Below are 17,933 nucleotides of genomic sequence, written 5' to 3' on the forward strand. Positions count from 1 at the left end.
GCGCGGCCTGGGGCGGCGCCTGGGGGGCCGCCTGGGGGCCGCTGAGGGTGTGTACGGCGCGCCGCAGCGAGTCCTCCAGCTCCCGGGCCGGCGGGGCCACGGCGGCCATCATCTGGTTGGCGCTGCGCGCGTGGCGGCTCTGGCTCTCCGCGGCCAGCTTGAGCTGGGTGAGGGCCTCGCTGACCAGTCGGCGGGCGTCCTCCAGCTTCTGCCGGGCCTGGTAGTAGGCCACGTCCACCATGTGCTTCTGGAGCGTCAGGCGCTGCTCCTCGGTGATGCCGGAGAGCTTCTCCGCGCGGCGGAGGTAGTAGAGGCCCTGGTCCACCCGGGCCGGCTCGTCCGACGCGATGCGCGGCCGGGCCAGGCCCTCCAGGACGGGGAACAGGGCCTGGTCCAGCTCGTCCCGGTCGGTGAACTTGCGCGTCAGGAGCGCCGAGACGTCCTGGCCTTCGATGGAGACGGGCGCGTAGGCGTCCGCCAGCCGCGGGTCCCCGGTCCGATAGGGCACCGCGCCCATGGGGGCGTTGCGGCCCTTCATCACCACGAGCTGCCCATCATGGAGGGCCAGCGTGAAGGTGCGCGCGTTGAGCTGGGACAGCAGGAAGACGACCACGCCGCCCAGGCCCAGGATGAGAGTGAAGATGATCAGCCGCGTGAAGGTCCGCCGCGCCCGATAGCCGAATCCCTGTTGTTCCGTTCCGTTCATGTCGCCTGCCCTCCTGACGTGCGAGCGCGAGGCCGATTTCCGGCCCCGGCGCTTAACTTGGGGCGCGCCTGCCCGGGGGTATACTCCCACTCCCGAACACACCGATGCACCACACATTCCGCCGCTTGGGGCCCAGCGAGCTGCTGCCCCGCTACATTTTCGCGGAGAGCCTCTTCGCCCGTCGACGGGTCCTGGAGGTCGACGCGGTGGCCTCCACCGGGGGCGAGAGCGCGCGCTTCCTCGTGGAGCGAGGCGCCCGCGCGGTCGTGTCGTGCGACAGGGATGTAGCGGCCGTCGAAGCCGCGCAGAAGGCGCACGGCGGTCCCGCCTTGCGCTTCCGGGCCAACGTCTACGACGACTTCGAGTCGGGCAGCTTCGATGTGGTGCTCGTCGCCGACCTGGCGCCCTACGTGAAGGCGCCGGAGCTGCTGGCGGAGCTGGCGCGGCTGGTGACGAAGCAGGGCTTCCTCGTGGGCGGCCTGCGCAACGTCGCGGGGCTCGCGCTGCCCCAGTTGCTGGAGGCCGAGGAGGGCGTGCCGCCCACCTATGGTCAGCTGCTGGACGCCCTGTCGGTCCACTTCGCCCAGGTGGAGGTGGCCACCCAGTCCCCGGTGCTGGGCTACCAGCTCGCCTTCGAGCGGGGCGAAGGGCTCCAGGTGGACGGCACCCTGGTGAACCACAGCGAGGCCGCCTACTTCCTGGTGGTGGCGGGGCAGGACCCGGCGCGCGTGGTGGACCCGACGTGGGTGCAGCTGCCTCCCGAGCCGCTGGCCTTCACGCGCGGCAAGCTCGATGAGGTGGTGGCGCGCGCGAAGTCCTGGGAGGAGCGCAGCGGCCGGCTGAAGGAGGCGCTGACGAAGCTCCGCGCGGAGCTGACGGACCGGGAGGCGGAGGCGGCGTCGCTGCGCCCCTCCTTGGAGACGGCCCGGGAGGAGGTCGCCCGGCTCACCGCGCAGTTGGAGCAGGCGCGGGGCAGCCAGGAGGCCCAGCGCGAGCGGGATGATTTGTCCGGCAAGCTGCGACGCCGCGAGCTGGAGCTCCAGGTGGCGCAGGAGCGGCTGGCCGACGCGGACCGGCGGCTGGCGGCGCAGCGGCTGGAGGTGGAGGCCGCGCAGCGCGCCCAGGCGGACGCGGGCGTGCAGGTGCTGGCGGCCCAGGAGTCGCTGCGGCTGGAGCGCGCTCGCCGGGAGGAGACGGCGGCCTCGCTAGAAGAGGCTCGCGAGCGGCTGACGCAGGCGTACACACAGGTGCGGGAGCTCCAGGAGGAGCAGTCCACGCTGCGCATCGAGCGCGAGCGGGACCGGCTGTCGGCCGAGCGCGCCGTGGAGCAGTCGGAGGACCGCCGGCGGGCCGCGGAGGCCGCGCGCGAGCGGGAGCTGCGCATCGCGGAGCAGTACTCGGCGGCCCTGGCGGCCGTGGAGCACTTGAAGGCCGAGGCGGCGCGGGCGGCGGAGACGTCCCGGGACGCGGGCGCCGCCGTCTCCGTGAAGGACGCGGAGCTGGCGCGCACGGCGCGGGAGCTGGTGGACGCGCGGCAGCGGACGGCCTCGGCGGAGGGGGCGCGGAAGGACGCCGAGTCGCGGCTGGAGTCGCTTCAGGCGGAGGTCCGGGGCCTGGAGACGGAGCTGGCCGCCGCTCGCGAGTCGCAGTCCCGCCTGGGCCAGGAGGTGGAGGCCCTGACGCACGCGGAGGCCTCCGCGCGCGCCACGGCGCAGAAGTGGGAGGAGTCGCTTCATCAGGCCTCGCAGCGGCTGGAGGCGCTGGAGGCGGAGCGCGCTCGGACCGAGGAGCGCCTGGGGCAGGCGCTGGAGACGGAGCGGGCCGAGCTCCAGTCCCGGCTGTCGTCGCTGGAGCGCGAGCTGGAGGACGCGCGGGCTCGGGCGACGGCGCTGGAGCGGCAGGTCCTCGATGAGGCCTCTGCGAAGGGCGAGGTCGAGGCCCGGCGGCAGGAGCTGGCGGAGGAGCGCGCGGCCCTGGTCCGGCGCGTGGTGGAGCTGGAGGCAGAGGCGTCCTCGCACGCTCGCACCGGGCGGCAGTCCTCGGAGCGCGCGGTGGAGCTGGAGGCCGCGCTTCAGGCCGCCCGCGAGGAGCTGGAGTCCGCGCACCTGGAATGGCAGGTGTCGGAGGAGCAGCTCGGGCGCGTTCGCGGGGAGCTGGACTCGGAGCGTGAGGCCCGGGCCGCGGTGGAAGAGGCGCTGCGGCTGGCGCGTGGGAAGCTGGAGGGCGCGGCGCAGCGGCTGACAGAGGCCGAGGCCACGCTCTCGCGGACCCGTGAGGCGCTGGACGCGGAGGTTGCTCGGCGCACGGACCTGGAGAACTCCCTGGAGGAGGTCCGGAGCTCGCTGGACTCCGAGCAGGAGGGGCGGGCGCGGGCGCTGGAGGCGCTGCGTGCGCAGCTCGAGGCCGAGCAGGCGCGGCGCGGCGATGCCGAGGCGACGCTCGTTGAGACCCGGGCTGGGCTGGAGGAGGCTCGGCAGACGCTGACCCAGGTTCGGGCCGCGCTGGCTTCCGAGGAGGAGCGGCGCGCCCGGTGGGAGGCGGCGCTCGGGGACGCGCAGGCGCAGCTTCAAATAGAGGGGCAGGAGCGCGCGCGGCTGGAGGCTGCGCTCACCGCGGAGGCGGAGCGGCGGGCGCAGGCGGAGGAGTCGCTCGTCGGGGTTCAGGCTCGCCTGGATGAGGCGCTGGCGGTGCGCGCGCGGACCGAGGCGGAGCTGGTCTCCGCCCAGGAGGCGCTGGTTCGGCACGAGGCTCGGGGCCAGACGGCGCTTGCTTCCGAGCGTGAGGAGCGTGAGCGGCTGGCCGCGGAGCTCACCGCGATGCGGGAGCGGGCCTTTGGCGCGGACGAGGTCGTCACCCGGCTCCAGTCCGAGGCGGCTTCCGAACGTGAAGAGCGTGTCCGGGCACAGGAGGCGCTTGCGCAGGCTCGCACGGACCTGGACGTCGAACGCCAGGGGCGCGGCGATGGCGAGGCCGAGCTGGCCCGCGTGCAGGGCCTGCTTGGCGTGGAGCAGCAGGCTCGCTCGGGGGCGGAGGCCGCGCTGGCGCAGCTCCGGGCGACGCACGGGGCGGAGCAGCAGTCGCTGGCCGATGCCGAAGCTTCCTTGGCCGAGGCGCGCGCGGCGCTGGCGAAGGAACAGCAGACGCGCGCCGAGACGGAAGCCGTGCTGGCGGAGTCGCGCGAGGCATTCGCGGCGGAGCAGCAGGTGCGGGCGGAGACCGCGTCTGCCCTGACTCAAACCCGTGAGGCGCTGGCGGCGGAGCAACAGGCTCGTTCGGAGACCGAGTCCGTTCTGGCACAGGCTCGCGAGACGTTCGCGGCGGAGCAGCAGGCACGCGCCGAGGCCGAGGCCCTGTTGGCTCAGTCTCGCGAGACGTTCGCGGCGGAGCAGCAGGCACGCGCCGAGACCGAGGCCATGTTGGCTCAGTCTCGCGAGGCGTTCGCGGCGGAGCAGCAGGCACGCGCCGAGACCGAGGCTATGTTGGCTCAGTCTCGCGAGGCGTTCGCGGCGGAGCAGCAGGCACGCGCCGAGGCCGAGGCCCTGTTGGCTCAGTCTCGCGAGGCGTTCGCGGCGGAGCAGCAGGCTCAGCGTGAGGCTGTGTCCGCGCTCACCTCGGAGCAGCAGGCTCGCGCGGAGACTGAAGCCGTTCTGGCTCAGGCTCGCGCGGCGCTGGCGGCGGACCAGCAGGCCCGTGCCGAGCTTGAGACGGCCCTGTCGCAGTCGCGAGAGTCGCTGACGGCGGAGCAGCAGACGCTCATCGCGCTTGAGACCTCCCTGGCGCGGTCTCGTGAGACGCTCACAACGGAGCAGCAGGCTCGCGCGGCCATCGAGGCCGCCCTGGCCCAGGCCCGTGAGGCGCTGGCGGCGGAGCAACAGGCTCGCGCAGAGGCCGAGTCTGCTTTGTCGCAGTCTCGTGCGACGCTCGAGGCCGAGCAGCAGACGCGCGCTGATACCGGTGCCGCGCTCGGACAGACTCGCTCGGCGCTGGAGTCCGAACAGCAGGGCCGTGCGGAGGCCGAAGCCGCGTTGGCGCAGGCCCGCGCGTTGCTCGAAGCCGAGCAGCGCACGAGAGCCGATGTGGAGTCCGCGCTGCAAGCGCTGCGCACGGAGACGTCCGAACGCGACCAGTCCCGGCAGGAGCGCCTGGCTGCCGCCGAACGTGTCATGGCCGAGCAGGAGCGCGCGCTCGAAGCGCAGCGCCTGGCGGCCGAGGCGCGCGAGCAGGAGTTGCGCGAGACCGTGACGCGGCTGGAGTCGGAGCGGACGTGGGCGGAGGACACCGCGAAGGAACAGCGCTCGGCGTTGGAGTCCCAGCTCTCGGAGGCTCGCGCGGCGCAGGAGTCGGACGCGGCGCGTGCGGTCGCGTTGGCTCAGTCCCTGGCGGACCTGGAGTCGGCCCGGAGCGCGGCGGATGCCCAGCTTGTTGAACGTGCGGGAATCATCGAGGCGCTGGAGACGCAGGTCACCCAACTGCGTGAACAGGTCGCGGAGCGTGAGGCGGAGGCGGGCCGTGTCAGTGAGTCGGCCGCCGAGGCTCGCGAGGCGCTGACCCGGCAGGAAGCCGCCGCGAAGGAGCGGCTCTCCTCGGTGGAACGTGAGCTGGACGACGCGCTTGCTCGGGCGGAGCGGCAACAGGGTGAAATCGAAGCGCTGGCGGCGGAGCGAGACCGCGAACGGACCGCCTTGGCCGCCGCTGAGCAGGAGCTGGCGCACCTGGGCGCCGCGCGGCAGGAGACCATGCGCCTGGGGGCTCAGCTCCAGCACGCGATGGCGGCCCTGCACGAGCGGGGCATGCACATCGCCCGGCTCGATGCCGAGTTGGTGGATGCGCAAGACCGGCTCGCGGCGCAGCGGGAGAACGCCGAGTTGCTCATGGTGCAGCTCGAGACGGCGCGGCGCTTCGCGGGCAAGGCCACCGCGATGGAGAACTCGCTCGAAGCCGAGCGTGCCGCGCTGGAGACGCTGCGGAACGAGCTGGCCCGCGCGACCGAGGCCGCCGCCTCGGAGCAGGCGAGGGCGATTGCGCTGGAGGCCCAGCTCACCGACTCCGCAGAGGGACTGACGCGCGCTCGTAGCGAGCTGGAGGCCCAGCGCGCCGAACTCGAAGCGCAACTCGCGGACGCCATCGCTCGGTCCGACGCTCAGCGTGCATCGCTTGAAGCTCGACTCGCCGACGCTGACGAACGGGCCAACGCGCTCCGCGCGGAGACGGAGCAGCAGCTCGCGGACGCCGTCGCGCGTTCTGACGCTCAGCGTGCCGAGCTCGAAGCGCGGCTCGCGGACGCTGTCTCTCGTTCCGACGCTCAGCGTGCGGAGTCGGAGCAGCAGCTCGCGGAGGCTGCTGCTCGCACCGAGACCGAACGTGCGGCCCTGGAGGCGCAGTTGGCGGAGGTCACGGCCCGCGCAGCAGCGCAGCGTGGCGAACTTGAGGCCCGGCTCGCGGAGGTCGTGGCCCACGCCGAGGCACAGCGCGCCGAGTCCGAGACCCGGCTGGCCGACCTGGACGCCCGCTTCGAAGCACAGCGAGCGGACCTGGAGTCGCGGCTCGCCGAGGCCTCCGCGCGGCTCAACGCGCAACTGGCGGAGGCCAGCGACCGCGCGGCCCAGCTCTCCGACACCGCGGACCGCGCCCAGGCCGACAGGGCCACATTGGAATCCCGCGTCGCCGAGCTCACGTCCCAGCTCGAGGTGCTCCGCGCCGACCTGACCACCGCGACGGAGCGGGCGGCCACGCTCCAGGCCGCCCAGGAGCGCCTCGCCCGCGCGGACTCCGACCGCGAGCGCCTCCAGTCCGACCTGTCGGTCGCCCGCGCCGCCCGGGTCCGCCTGGAAGGCCGCGTCACCGCCCTGGAAGCCGCGTCCACCGACGCCGTCCGGATCCTCGACGCCGAGCGCGCCGAGCGCACCCGCCTGGCCCAGGCGCTCGAAGTGGCCACGCAGCAGCTCCAGAATCACGACGGCAGCGCCGCGGGACAGCTCGCATTGCTCCAGACGGAGCGTTCCCAGCTCGAAGAACAGCTCCGGGGCCTCGATGCCCGGTTCCAGTCCCAGAAGGCCCGCGTGGACGCGCTGGAGGCGGAGCGCGCCGAGCTCCTGTCCACCGTGGAGTCCCTCAAGGTGTCCTCCCAGCCCGAGGACGTGCTGGAGCTGGCCGCGGAGCTGGAGCTCCTCCAATCCCTGGTGGAAGACCTCCAGCAGAAGCTCGCGGACCGCGAGGCCGAACTGGCTTCCGCGCAGCGGCTGGCGGCGCGCGCGGACAGCTTCGCCCAACTGGACGCGCCCGAACCGGCCAGGAACGAGCTCGCCGGGACGGAGCAGGGCGCCAAGGCCCCGGCGCGGCGTCCCCGAGGCGCGGTGCCCGCGCTGGACCTGCCGCCCCAGAAGATGCCCCCGAAGCCGGACGAGCGCGAATAGCCGCTCGCGACTAGGATTGCGCCCGTGGAAGCTCGCGAGCGCATCTTCAAGTACCAGGGCCTGGGCAATGACTTCGTCGTGCTGGACCGGCGCGGCTCCGGCGAGGACATCGACGCCGCCACGTCGCGGTGGATGTGCGACCGGCGCCTGGGCATCGGCGGGGACGGCGTGCTGGCGCTGCTGCCCTCCGAGCGTGGCGTCGCCCGGATGGTCGTGCACAACGCGGACGGCAGCATCGCGGAGATGTGCGGCAACGGCCTGCGCTGCGCGGTGAAGTTCCTGGTGGACGACTCGGGCCAGGCGCCGGACCACCTCGACGTGGAGACCGGGGCGGGCGTGCTCACCTGCTACCCCGCGTATGGGGAAGGCGGCGTGGTGGCCGTGGACATCTCCATGGGCCCCGCCCGGCTGGTCGCCCCCAACCTGCCGTCGGGCGTCACCGGCCAGCCCTTCCTGGATGCCGTCGTGCCGGGCCATCCGCCCCTGCGCGCCTATGCGGTGAGCATGGGCAATCCCCACATGGTCCTCCTGGACCAGCCGCTGGAGAGCGCCTCGCGCCTGGGGCCCCTGCTGGAGCGGCACCCGTCCTTCCCGGACCGGACCAACGTGGAGTTCGTCCGTGTGGACGCGGACGGCCTCACCGTGGTGGTCTGGGAGCGAGGCTGCGGCCTCACCCAGGCCTGTGGGACGGGCGCCTGCGCGTCCGCCGTGGCCGCCGTGCTGGCCAACCGGCTCCCGGCGGACGCCTGGCTGCGCGTCACCCTCCCAGGGGGAGACCTGCGCATCCGCGTCCCCGCCGACCTGTCCGACATCCGCCTCCGTGGACCGGTGGCCTTCGTCTTCGAGGGCGTTGTCGCGGTTGCCTCGGGCCGGTAACCTCCCGCGTTCCTCTCGCCCCCAGGTCAGAACGCGCCGTGGCCGGACCCATCCTCGTCGTCGACGACGACCTGTTCTTCCGTCAGCTCGCCAGCGACCTGCTCACGCATAACGGGCATCGCGTGGTGGCCGTGGAGAACGCAACGCTCGCGCTCGAAGAGGCGGCCCGCACACCGTTCGACCTGGTCATCACCGATGTGGTGATGCCGGGCGTGGACGGCTTCGCCCTCACCGCGCGCCTGCGCGAGCGGGACCCCGACCAGGAGGTCATCCTCGTCAGCCAGCGCACCGACATCCGGGGCTCGGAGGTGGCGCTGCGCTCGGGCGCCGCGGACTGTCTCACCAAGCCGGTGGACGCCAACGACATGTTGCTGGCCGTGGACCGGGCCCTGGAGCGCGCGTCCCTGCGCCGCGAGCGGACGCAGCTTCGCGACGAGAACCTGGAGTTCGCCCGCTTCCACAACCTGCACCAGCGCTGCCTGGAGCTGCTGTCCCATCCCGACCTGGAGTGGCTCCAGGAGCGGCTCACCTCGGAGCTGGCGGCCATCTGCGACGCGCAGAGCGCCGCGCTGTGGGTGGTGGACGACCGGGGTGACCTGGTGCTGCGCGCCTACCGCGGGCTGCTGGACCGGCAGTTCCTCGCGGAGAAGATGAGCCCGGAGGGGCCGCTGTCCGGGCGGCTGCGGGAGGCCCAGCCGTGGATGGCCCGCGACGAGCGCTCGGCGGTGATGTACGTGCCCCTGGTGGCGTCGGGGGAAGTCGTCGGCCTGGCGCAGCTCTCCGACCCGCTGTCGGGGGACTTCCGGCCCGAGCACACGCGCGATGCACGCGTGCTGGGCGACTTCGCGGCGGTGGGCCTGAAGAACGGCCGGAAGATGCTCGCGCTCCAGCGCCTGGGCCTGAGGGACCGCGAGACGGCGGCGTACAACCTCAGCTACTTCACCGACTACGCGTCCAAGGAGATCTACAAGGCCCGGCGCTACGGGCGGACGTTCTCCCTGCTGACCTTCTCCATCGACAACCTGCCGCTGGTGCGCGTGCGCCAGGGCGCGGCGGACGCGAAGAAGGCGGTGCGCGGCATCATCAAGGCGCTCAGTAAAATCATCCGCGACTCGGACGTCATCGCGAAGGCGAGCGACCAGGAGTTCTACCTGCTGCTGCCGGAGACGGACTTCTTCGGGGCGCTGATGTTCGTGCGCCGCGCGGTGGCCGCCGTGCGCGAGGAGCCCGAGGCCATGGAGGTGGACCAGCGCCTCCCGCTGGCGCTGGTGGGCGGGGCCAGCACCTTCCCCAAGGACGGCGAGGACTTCGACGAGCTGGTGCACCGCTGCCGCCGCCGCATGGACGAGCGGCGCGCGTCGTTGCAGCGCCGGCTGATGCTGGACGGGCTGCCCTTCTGGGACGAGGTGGACCTGCTGCTGGGCACGCCGAACAGTCCCCGGCTGCCGGTGGACGAGCGCTCCGAGCCGAGCCGCCGGGGCAAGGTGTCCGACGTCCTCTTCGACGAGCTCCAGGCGGAGATTGCCCGGGAGATGATGCGAGACCCGGGCTCGCGGGGCCTGCTGTACGTGGGCGGGCCGGAGATTCGCACGGACCTGAACATCGCCGCCGGGCTGGAGTCCGCGCCGCCCGACCTGTCGTCGCGCATCTACCTGCTGGGGCGCCGCGTCGACCTGGAGTCACACCCCGCGCTGACGCCCGTGTTCCTGGAGGGCGACGACCGCATCGCGCGGCACGAGTTCATCCTCTGGCTCTCCGAGAACGCGGCCTACGCGCTCATCCAGCGGCGGGGCCACGGCGCGACGTGGGGATTCCACACCTCGGACACCGCGGTGGTGGACGGGCTCATCTCCAAGCTGCAGGCCGAATACGACCTGCAGCCCTACTGATACGAAGCGGAGCGCCACCGTGGCCCCGGTCCGGAAGATCCTCATCGCCGACCCCGACCTCGAGTCCGTGCGCGCGCTGTCACGCGCGCTGCGCACCAAGGGCTATCAGGTGCACTACGCGCCGGATGGCTCGCGGGCGCTGGAGGTGGCCGTGCTGCGCCACCCGGACCTCACGCTGTTCGACGAGGGCTGCCGGCTGCTGGACGCGCGCACCTTCATCCAGATTCTGCGCACCAACCCGCGCACCGAGGACATCCCGGTGGTGCTCACCACCTCGAGCTTCGAGTCGGACCGGCTGCGCGGCCTGCGGGACGGCTACCTGCGCAAGCCCTTCAACCTGGACGAGGTGCTCAGCCGCATCGAGCACATCTTCCGGCGCAGCGAGGCGGCGAAGGACCTCAAGAGCGAGCAGCAGGAGATCGAAGGCTCGCTGAGCCAGCTCAGCATCCCGGACTTGATGCAGCTGTTGGGCATGAACCGGCGCAGCGGCCGGCTGACGCTGGAGCGCGGCAACGACCGGGGTGAGATTTCCGTCGTCGAAGGCCGCCCGGTGAACGCGAAGCTGGGGCGCGTGGAAGGGGAGAAGGCCCTGTTCCGCCTGCTCGCGTGGGTGGATGGGACGTTCACCTTCTCTCCCGGAGGGAACACGGCGCGCCCGCGCATCAACCGCGGCATGGATGACTCGCTGCTGGAGGGCATGCGCCAGTCGGACGAGGTGAACCGGCTGATGCCCGGCCTGCCGCCGCGCCACACGCGGCTGATGCTGGCGCCGGACGCGGACCTGCAGGGAGACCAGCACCCGGTGACGCAGCAGGTGGTGGACCTGCTCCGCCAGCCACGCGCCCTGGGCGAGGTGCTGGACCTGGCGCCGGCCACGGATTTGGAGGTGCTCAACGTCCTCTCCACGCTCATGCAGCGGGGCGTGGCGAGGGCCGCGGACGGGGACGGCGTGGAGGCGGCGTCCGGTGAGCTGCTGGGCGCGGCGGAGGTCCACGCGCTGCGCGGCCGGATTCTCCGCACGCGGGCCCCGGCGAAGGTGGCCACCGCGAAGATCTTCGTGTGCGGCAGTGGCGCGAGCGCCGCCCGGCGCATCCTCTCCCGCATGCCCGGCATGGAGGCGCTGTCCGCCGAGCCCTCCGCCGTGAAGAGTGGCTTCGGCACGCTGGGGCGCCTGGTGCTCAGCGAGGTGCTGCGCCTGGACTTCTGCGTGCTGCCCCCGGCGGAGGCGGCGCGTCCGCTGTGGCGTCCCTTCACGGCGGGCGCCATGGGCGCGCTGCTGATGGACGTGGCCGAGCCCTCGGTGCGGCTCGCGCACTACCTGGCCTGGGAGGTCCGGATGCCGGTGGTGGTGGTGGGCGCGGAGGTCCCCGCGGCGCTGCAGGGGGCTCCCGCGGGGGCCCTGGGCGCGGCGGATGACCTGGCGGACGCGCTGCGCTCACTGCTGGTCCAGGCGCTCAACCCGGCGCCGACGCTGCCCGGCGTGCCCCAGGTGCAGCGGGCCGCCGCGTCCATCGTGTAGCGCGAGGCCGCGGCGGCGCGGAAGCTCACTCGTTCCACGATTTGAGGGGCCCCACGACGGCGATTCGCTGGGGGTCGTCCGGATCGACGCGCACTTCGAGCTGCAGGCCGCGCTTCACGTAGCCGATGTTCCAATCATGCGTCCGGCTCAAGAGCCGCACCGGGTACGGGCCATTGAAGGGAATCTTCACGTCCAGCTCGAGCAGGTAGAAGGAGCTCCCTTCGTAGCTCAGCGCCGTGTGCGTCACGGTGACGATGGTGGCCTCCGCGGCGAGGCCCGTGTGCCGGAGGTGGGCGTTCTTCGCTTCGGCGTGGACGAGGAAGTGGATGAAGCCGAAGTACGCGAGGAGCGCCACCACGGCGACGCCGCCGATCACCACGTAGTCATTCCGGAGGAACTGCAGGAGCCCTTCGTCCACGAATCACCTCGGTGCGAGCCCCGCCGCTACGGGAGAGAACCTTTTTAAGCGTCCACTGAGATGGACGACAGGAAAGGACCTGTCAGGTGAGGCGCCATGCGCATCGGGGGGAGCGGCGGACAGGGCGCGGGCGTCCCTGGGGCGTGGATGCGAAGTCCCCCAACCCACGGGATTCTCACGTCGTTTCCCCGGTGGATGAACCCAGCGCTCGGGCGTCCGGAGGTGTAGGCTCAGCGGGTATCCCAGGACTCACACGAATCCCCATGCAGCAGAAACTCGCCGCAGACATGTCGACCACCGCGGGCCGCGCACAGGCCGGGCAGAGCCCGGTGGCGCTCTCCGTGCCCGCCCTGACGATTGTGTCCCATCCCCAGCCGCAGCGCATCGGCGAGCGGCTGCTCCTGGAGGTGCTCGCGTCCCAGGGGCGCACGGCGGCCCTGTCTCGCAACGCGCCGGACTTCTCCCGGCCCGGGGGGCTCATGGCCCTGCCGTTGGGAGACCCCTTCCTCAGCCGCAAGCCGGTGGAGTTCGAGCCCGGCCCGCGAGGCGGCCTCCGGATGCTGGTGCCGGAGGACGGCACCCAGGTGCGCGTGGCGAACGAGCCCGTCCAGGGCGGCCGGGAGTTCTCCCGGGAGGAGCTGTCCGCCGGGGTGCCGCTGGTGCTGGCGGACCGCGTGGTGCTGCTGCTCCACCTGGCCTCGTCCTTCCGTCAGCCGGGCGTGCTGGACCTGGGCATCGTCGGCCACGGCGAGGGCAGCCACCGTGTGCGCGAGGACATCATCCGGGTGGCCGACCTGTCCGTGCCGGTGCTCATCCGCGGCGAGACGGGCACGGGCAAGGAGCTGGTGGCGCGCGCCATCCACGCCAGTGGCCCCCGCCGCGCCGGGCCCTTCGTCAGCGTCAACCTGGGGGCGCTCGCCAAGGAGCTGGTCGCCGCGGAGCTCTTCGGCGCGCAGCGCGGGGCCTATACGGGCGCCAGCCGGGACAGGGAAGGCTACTTCCGCGCCGCCGAGGGCGGCACGCTCTTCCTGGATGAGGTCGGCGAGGCGCCGCCCGAGGTGCAGGCCGCGCTGCTGCGCGTGCTGGAGACGGGTGAAATCTATCCGGTGGGCGGCCATACGCCGGTGCCCGTCGACGTCCGGCTGGTCTCCGCCACGGACGCGCACCTGGAGGCCCGCATCCAGGAGCGCACCTTCAAGGCCCCGCTGCTGCACCGGCTGGCCGGCTTCGAAATCCTGGTGCCTCCGCTGCGTGAGCGCCGTGAGGACATTGGCCTGCTCTTCCACCACTTCGCTCGCCAGGAGCTGGAGGTCATGGGGGAGGGCGGTCAGCTGACGACCTCGGACGCGCGCGCCGAGCCCTGGCTGCCCGCGGCCCTGGCCGTCCGGCTGGTGCGCCATGCGTGGTCCGGCAACATCCGCCAGCTGCGCAACGTCACCCGGCAGCTCGTCATCGGCAGCCGGGGCACGCCACGGCTGCGCGCCGATGCGCGGCTGGAGCAGGTGCTGGACGCGGACGCGCAGCCCGTCCCCGGACGGCCGTTGACCGTGCGCACGGGAGACGAGGCGGGGGACGGCGCCAAGGCCCCGCGGCGCAAGCCCGCGGACGTGGGCGAGCAGGAGCTGCTGGAGGCCCTCCGCGCGTGCTCCTGGGACCTCAAGGCCACCGCGGACTGGCTGGGCATTCCCCGGCCGTCCGTCTACGTCCTCATCGACAAGAGCTCGCTGCTGCGGACCGCGCGGGACTTGAGCCCGGAGGAAATCACCCGCTGCTTCCACGAGTGCGAGGGCGACCTCGACCGGATGGTGCAGCGGCTGGAGGTCTCCCGGCGCGCGCTCCAGCGGCGGGTGCGGGAGCTGGGCCTCAGTGGTGGGTAGTGCTGGCTGACACGTCAACTCGAACCTGGTGGGTTCGGTTGACGCGTCCAGGTGCTTCCGGAAGACGTCACCTGATGCGTTTCTTCGAGCGCGCCTCGTGCCCGACCTGTTTGGTACGGTGCCTGCATTTCAGCCACGACAGCAGTTCATCACCCGCCCCAGTGGGGCACAGGAGCCACGGCCCATGGCCATCGTCACCGTTGTCATCAAGAAGTCGGGGAACCTGAGCTACATCCCCAACAACAAGGTCCGGCACGGGGATACCGTCCGCTTCTGGATCGACACGTCGAGTGGTGTCACCAGCGCGGTCGTGCAGCCCCCCGCGTGCCTCGACGACACGGCGTCGATCTCCTTGGATAACTCCTCCAGCCTGAAGGAGACGAAGGACGATGCGGTCTCTGAGTCGGCCGCGGTCGGCACGTATTCGTTCACGGTGGATGTCTCGCCCTCATCCGGGTCGTCGCGCCTGGGCAGCGAGCTGGAGACGAAGAACGGCAACCTCGACGTGACGACGGACCCGCCGGAGCTCTAATCCCCCGTCCGCTTCACGGCGTTGGAGGGCCGGCCAGTGGCTCGCGAGCCGCGACGAGCCGGCTCCTCCATTCGTGCTCCAGCAGGGGATTGCGGACCAGTGCCTGCCGCAACGCCTCCTGGCCTTCGGTGCGCCACGCCTGTCGCTGTGCCAGGGCGGCGGGCGTGTCCGCCATGGCCGTCAGCACGCCGCCACGAAGCGCCAGGGCACGGGCCCAGCCGGGACGGGCCTTCAAGACCTCGTCAACGAGCGTCAGGCCTCGCGACAGCAAGGGCCCCGGATCCGCGCCAGCGCGTTGCCGCCACTCGGCCCAGGTGAGCTGGAAGCGCGCGGCCGCCAGCCGGTAGTCGTGGCGCCGGGGCTCCAGTGACAGGGCCTGCTGGAACGCCTCGGCCGCGGCTTCGAAGTCCATCTCCCGTGCGGTGTTCCTCCGCGCCAGCCAGCGGGCCTTGAGGGCCCGGACCTCGCCCGTGTTGCGCCAGGTGTGGCCCATGCGTGAGTTCAGCGAGGTGGCGCGCGTCAGTGACTCCTCGGCCCGGGCCAGCGCCTGGCGTGGCTCTCCGCCGCTCTCCAGGCTCCAGGTGGCCAGCAGCGTCTGGATGCGCCCCAGGTTGGCCCAGAGGTCGGCGTCTCCCTCCTGGAGCGCGAGCGCCTGCCGGTAGGCCTCCACGGCGGCACGGCCGCTGGAGCGCGGGTCCTCCCCGCGCGCGGCCTGGAAGGTGGCTCGCCGCGTCCACACCTCACCCAGGTTGTTGTGGGCGTAGACCTGCCTGGGCGCCAGCGCCCGGGCATCCTCGAAGGCCGCCTGGGCCTGCTGGAGCAAGGGCTCGGTGTCGCCGCCTTCCTCCCAGCGCTGCTCGGCCTGCCACAGCAGCGCCGCGCCCAGCCCGTTGTGCAGCGGGGGGAGCTTCGCGTTGATGCCCAGGCCCTGGCGGAACAGCGCCAGCGCCTGCGCCAGGTCGGCTTCGTGGGGCTCGCCGTGGCTCCAGCGCCAGCGCGCCAGCTGCTCGGAAATCTCCGCGCCGCGGAAGCACGCCACGACGTTGCCGGGGTTGAGGGCCAGCGCCTTCGCCAGCGCGTCGCGGGCCCGCGTCAAATCCCCCGCGGCGTCGGCGGCGCGTGGATTGGAGGCCCGGCGGCGCAGGGCGTTGCCCAGGTTGATCCACGCGTCCGCCTGGCCCTCCCGCACGCGGATGGCGGCGAGGTACGCGTCAATCGCCTTGCCCTGGTGCTCCAGCGGGTCCACGCCGCGCTCGGCCTCCGCGTCCGCCCACACCTGGTAGGTCAGGCCCAGGTTGGCGTGGAAGGCATAGTCGCGCTCCTCGGGGCGCAGGCGCTCGAAGGCCTCGATGGACAGGCGGAGCTGCTCGCCCGGGTCCTGCCCGCGCTCCTGGCGGTAGCGGGCCCACAGGCGGTGGGTGATGGCCAGCTCCAACGCGACGCGGTCGCTGGGCGGCGCCAGGGCCAGGGCCTCGCGCGCGGCGCGGATGGACTTCTCCAGCAGCGGCTCGGCGTCCTCGCGTCCCTGTCCGGCGCGCTGCTCCGCGAGCCGGCGGTGCAGGCGGGAGAGGACGACGAGCGAGCGGTGGTGGTCCGGCGCGGCGGTGAGCGCGCGGGTCGCCGCCTCCACGCCGCGCTCGTAGTGGGGCAGCACGTTGCCTTCGCCGTACAGCTCCATCACCAGCGCGGCCAGCTCCAGGCGCGCCAGGACGTAGTGGCCCGTCGGCTGGCTCTCCGCGGTGGCGACGGCGGCGGCGTAGGCGCGGCGGCCCGCGTCCAGGTCCTCCTGCGAGCCCGCCTTGTCGCCCTGGTGCCAGCGCTGCGTGGCCCGCGCCAGCAGCACGTCGCCTTGCAGCAGGGGCGCTTCGTAGAACCAGGGCTGCGCGCGGCCCATGGCCTCCAGGTGGGCCAGGGCCTCTTCATGGCGGCCCTCGTAGAAGGCGAACAGCGCCTTCACGTACAGCGGCGGGACGGGGACGTCGGGGCCTTCGGCCTGGCGCAGGTAGGCCAGGGCGGGGTCGCGGTAGCGCTGCTCCAGCTCCTTGCGGCGGACCTCGCGCTGCTCGGGGCTGCGGCGCTCCACGTCCAGCAGCAGCCGCTCCTGGTAGAGGTCCCCCAGCACCTGCGCCAGCGCCCAGGCCACCCGGGGCTCGCGGTAGCCCTGGGCCCACGCGGCCTCCAGGCGCCTGCGCGCGGCGTCCCGCTCATCCAGCACGAGCGACGCGCGGCCCAGGGCGTACTGGCCGGGGCCCAGCGCGTGGGGGCCCGCCTCGCGCACCTCGGCCTCCAGCGTGGCCATGCTGGCGCGCAGCTCGCGCCGGTCCTCGCGGGTGTCGTGCAGGCGGGACAGGGCGGAGTAGCGCGCCGAGGCCTCGATGCGCTCCACCCGCTCGGTGAAGCGGCGCGTGAGGCGCTCGCGCTCGGCCACCTCGCCGCGGGCGATGCCCGCCTGGATGAGCGCCAGCAACACCACCGTCAGGGCCGCGGTGCCCAGCGTCAGCGCCACCCGGTGCTTGCGGGCCTTGCGGCGCAAGCGGTAGCCCAGGCCCTGGCGCGCGAGGACGGGCTCGCCTTCGAGGAACCGCTCCAGGTCCTCCGCCAGCGCCCGCGCCGAGTCGTAGCGGGCGGGCCGCTGCTTCTCCAGGCACTTGAGGACGATGGCCTCCAGGTCCGACGGGATGTCCGCGTCGAGCGCGCGCGGCGGGGCCGGCTCCTCGTGCTGGAGCCGGGTGATGACCTCCGCCTCGGTGGCGCCGGTGAAGGGCGGCCGTCCGGTGAGGAGCGAGTAGAGCGTGGCGCCCAGCGCGTAGATGTCCGCGCGCCGGTCCAGGCGGGACACCTCGCCGCGCGCCTGCTCCGGGGCCATGTAGTGCGGGGTGCCCTGGACGGCGTTGGGCGCGGCGCCTTCCTCGCGCCAGTCGCGCGCCAGACCGAAGTCCATGACGAAGGGGGCCAGCCCGCCGTCCTCGGTGCGCTCCACCAGGATGTTGCCGGGCTTGATGTCGCGGTGGATGAGGCCCGCGCCGTGGGCGGCGTGCACGCCCTCGGCGGCCTGGCGCAGCACCAGCACCTTCTGCTCCAGCGTGAGCGAGCGCGCCAGTTGTCCCAGCGGCTGGCCGTCCACGAAGCGCATGGCGATGTAGCCCCGGCCGCGCACCTCGCCAACCTCGTACACCTCACACACCCGTTCGTGCCGGACGCGGGCCTGCGCGCGGGCCTCGGAGAGGAATCGCCGGGCCAGCTCCGGGTCGTCCCCGCGCACGAACTTCAGCGCCACGTTGCGGCGGAGCATCGGGTCATACGCCAGGAACACCCGGCCCATGCCACCCTGGCCCAGGAAGCGCACGGGCTGGTAGCGGTCCCAGTCCGGCACCGGGAAGGTGGGCCCGTCCGGCTCCACGGCGGAGGGCGGGGCCACGCCCGGGGTGTCGGGCGTCAGCGTGGCGGCCTCGAGCGGACGGCCGGCGCCCGGGTCCGTGCTCTCGGAGGCGAGCTCGCCACGCAGCGCCACCAGGGAGTCTTCCGACAGCCGGCCTCGCTCCCGCAGCAGCTCCAGGGGGCCGCGCCGCAGGCGGAGCGCCTCCTCACGCAGGACCGCCACCTCCTCGCCGGAGAGCAGCCCTTCGTCCATCGCGAGGAGGAGCTCCTCCTCGTACGTCTCACTCAATCGCCCCGCCGCGTGCACGGCCCCAGCATATGGGCT

General features: G+C 73.0%; 9 protein-coding genes. 6 read left to right on the forward strand and 3 right to left on the reverse strand.

Translation table 11 applies throughout. The features are described 5' to 3' along the window. Positions 1-706: IF-2 protein (locus tag HV824_RS21890; protein ID WP_255208235.1), on the reverse strand; the 706-nt coding region annotated here is incomplete at its 3' end. 104 nt (positions 707-810) lie between these two features. Here HV824_RS21890 and HV824_RS21895 point away from each other — a divergent pair. The 4 genes from HV824_RS21895 to HV824_RS21910 are packed head-to-tail and all read left to right on the forward strand — an operon-like array spanning position 811 to position 11,403. Continuing rightward, on the forward strand, positions 811-7,119 hold the full coding sequence (locus HV824_RS21895; protein WP_176424137.1) for a methyltransferase domain-containing protein: 6,309 nt from the start codon (positions 811-813) through the stop codon (positions 7,117-7,119). Between the two features lie 24 nt (positions 7,120-7,143). Continuing rightward, the gene (dapF, locus tag HV824_RS21900) at positions 7,144-7,995 is read left to right on the forward strand and encodes a diaminopimelate epimerase (protein WP_176420608.1); all 852 of its coding nucleotides are present in this window, start codon (positions 7,144-7,146) and stop codon (positions 7,993-7,995) included. A gap of 38 nt (positions 7,996-8,033) precedes the next feature. Next, positions 8,034-9,884 (forward strand): response regulator, encoded by a 1,851-nt coding sequence (locus tag HV824_RS38065; protein WP_176412506.1) that lies wholly within the window; start codon positions 8,034-8,036, stop codon positions 9,882-9,884. Between the two features lie 19 nt (positions 9,885-9,903). Then, positions 9,904-11,403 carry a DUF4388 domain-containing protein gene (locus HV824_RS21910; RefSeq protein ID WP_176420607.1) on the forward strand — a complete coding sequence of 500 codons (1,500 nt, stop codon included), beginning with the start codon at positions 9,904-9,906 and terminating at the stop codon, positions 11,401-11,403. A 25-nt stretch (positions 11,404-11,428) separates the two neighbouring features. Here HV824_RS21910 and HV824_RS21915 read toward each other — a convergent pair whose 3' ends face one another. After that, entirely contained in the window at positions 11,429-11,821 is a 393-nt protein-coding gene (locus tag HV824_RS21915) for a hypothetical protein (protein WP_176424138.1), read from the reverse strand. Positions 11,822-12,084: 263 nt separating this feature from the next. On the opposite strand from HV824_RS21915, the gene HV824_RS21920 reads away from it, so the two are divergent. Next, positions 12,085-13,698 (forward strand): sigma 54-interacting transcriptional regulator, encoded by a 1,614-nt coding sequence (locus HV824_RS21920; protein WP_176424139.1) that lies wholly within the window; start codon positions 12,085-12,087, stop codon positions 13,696-13,698. Positions 13,699-13,882: 184 nt separating this feature from the next. Beyond that, positions 13,883-14,230, forward strand: coding sequence for a hypothetical protein (locus HV824_RS21925; RefSeq protein ID WP_176420604.1), 348 nt, complete (start codon positions 13,883-13,885; stop codon positions 14,228-14,230). A gap of 13 nt (positions 14,231-14,243) precedes the next feature. Here the strand turns inward: HV824_RS21925 and HV824_RS21930 are convergent, their stop codons facing one another. Continuing rightward, positions 14,244-17,915: a protein kinase gene (locus HV824_RS21930; RefSeq protein ID WP_176420603.1), complete on the reverse strand. Its 3,672-nt coding sequence runs from the start codon at positions 17,913-17,915 to the stop codon at positions 14,244-14,246. Between the last annotated feature and the right edge of the window lie 18 nt (positions 17,916-17,933).

It is taken from the genome of Myxococcus sp. AM009 (genome assembly GCF_013372605.1).
Classification (GTDB): Bacteria; Myxococcota; Myxococcia; order Myxococcales; family Myxococcaceae; genus Myxococcus; species Myxococcus vastator.

What these genes read in the sequence shown, in the direction of transcription:
- HV824_RS21895 (WP_176424137.1), top strand. Translation starts at nt 811, where the DNA reads ATGCACCACACATTCCGCCGCTTGGGGCCCAGCGAGCTGCTGCCCCGC.
- HV824_RS21920 (WP_176424139.1), top strand. Translation starts at nt 12,085, where the DNA reads ATGCAGCAGAAACTCGCCGCAGACATGTCGACCACCGCGGGCCGCGCA.
- HV824_RS21925 (WP_176420604.1), top strand. Translation starts at nt 13,883, where the DNA reads ATGGCCATCGTCACCGTTGTCATCAAGAAGTCGGGGAACCTGAGCTAC.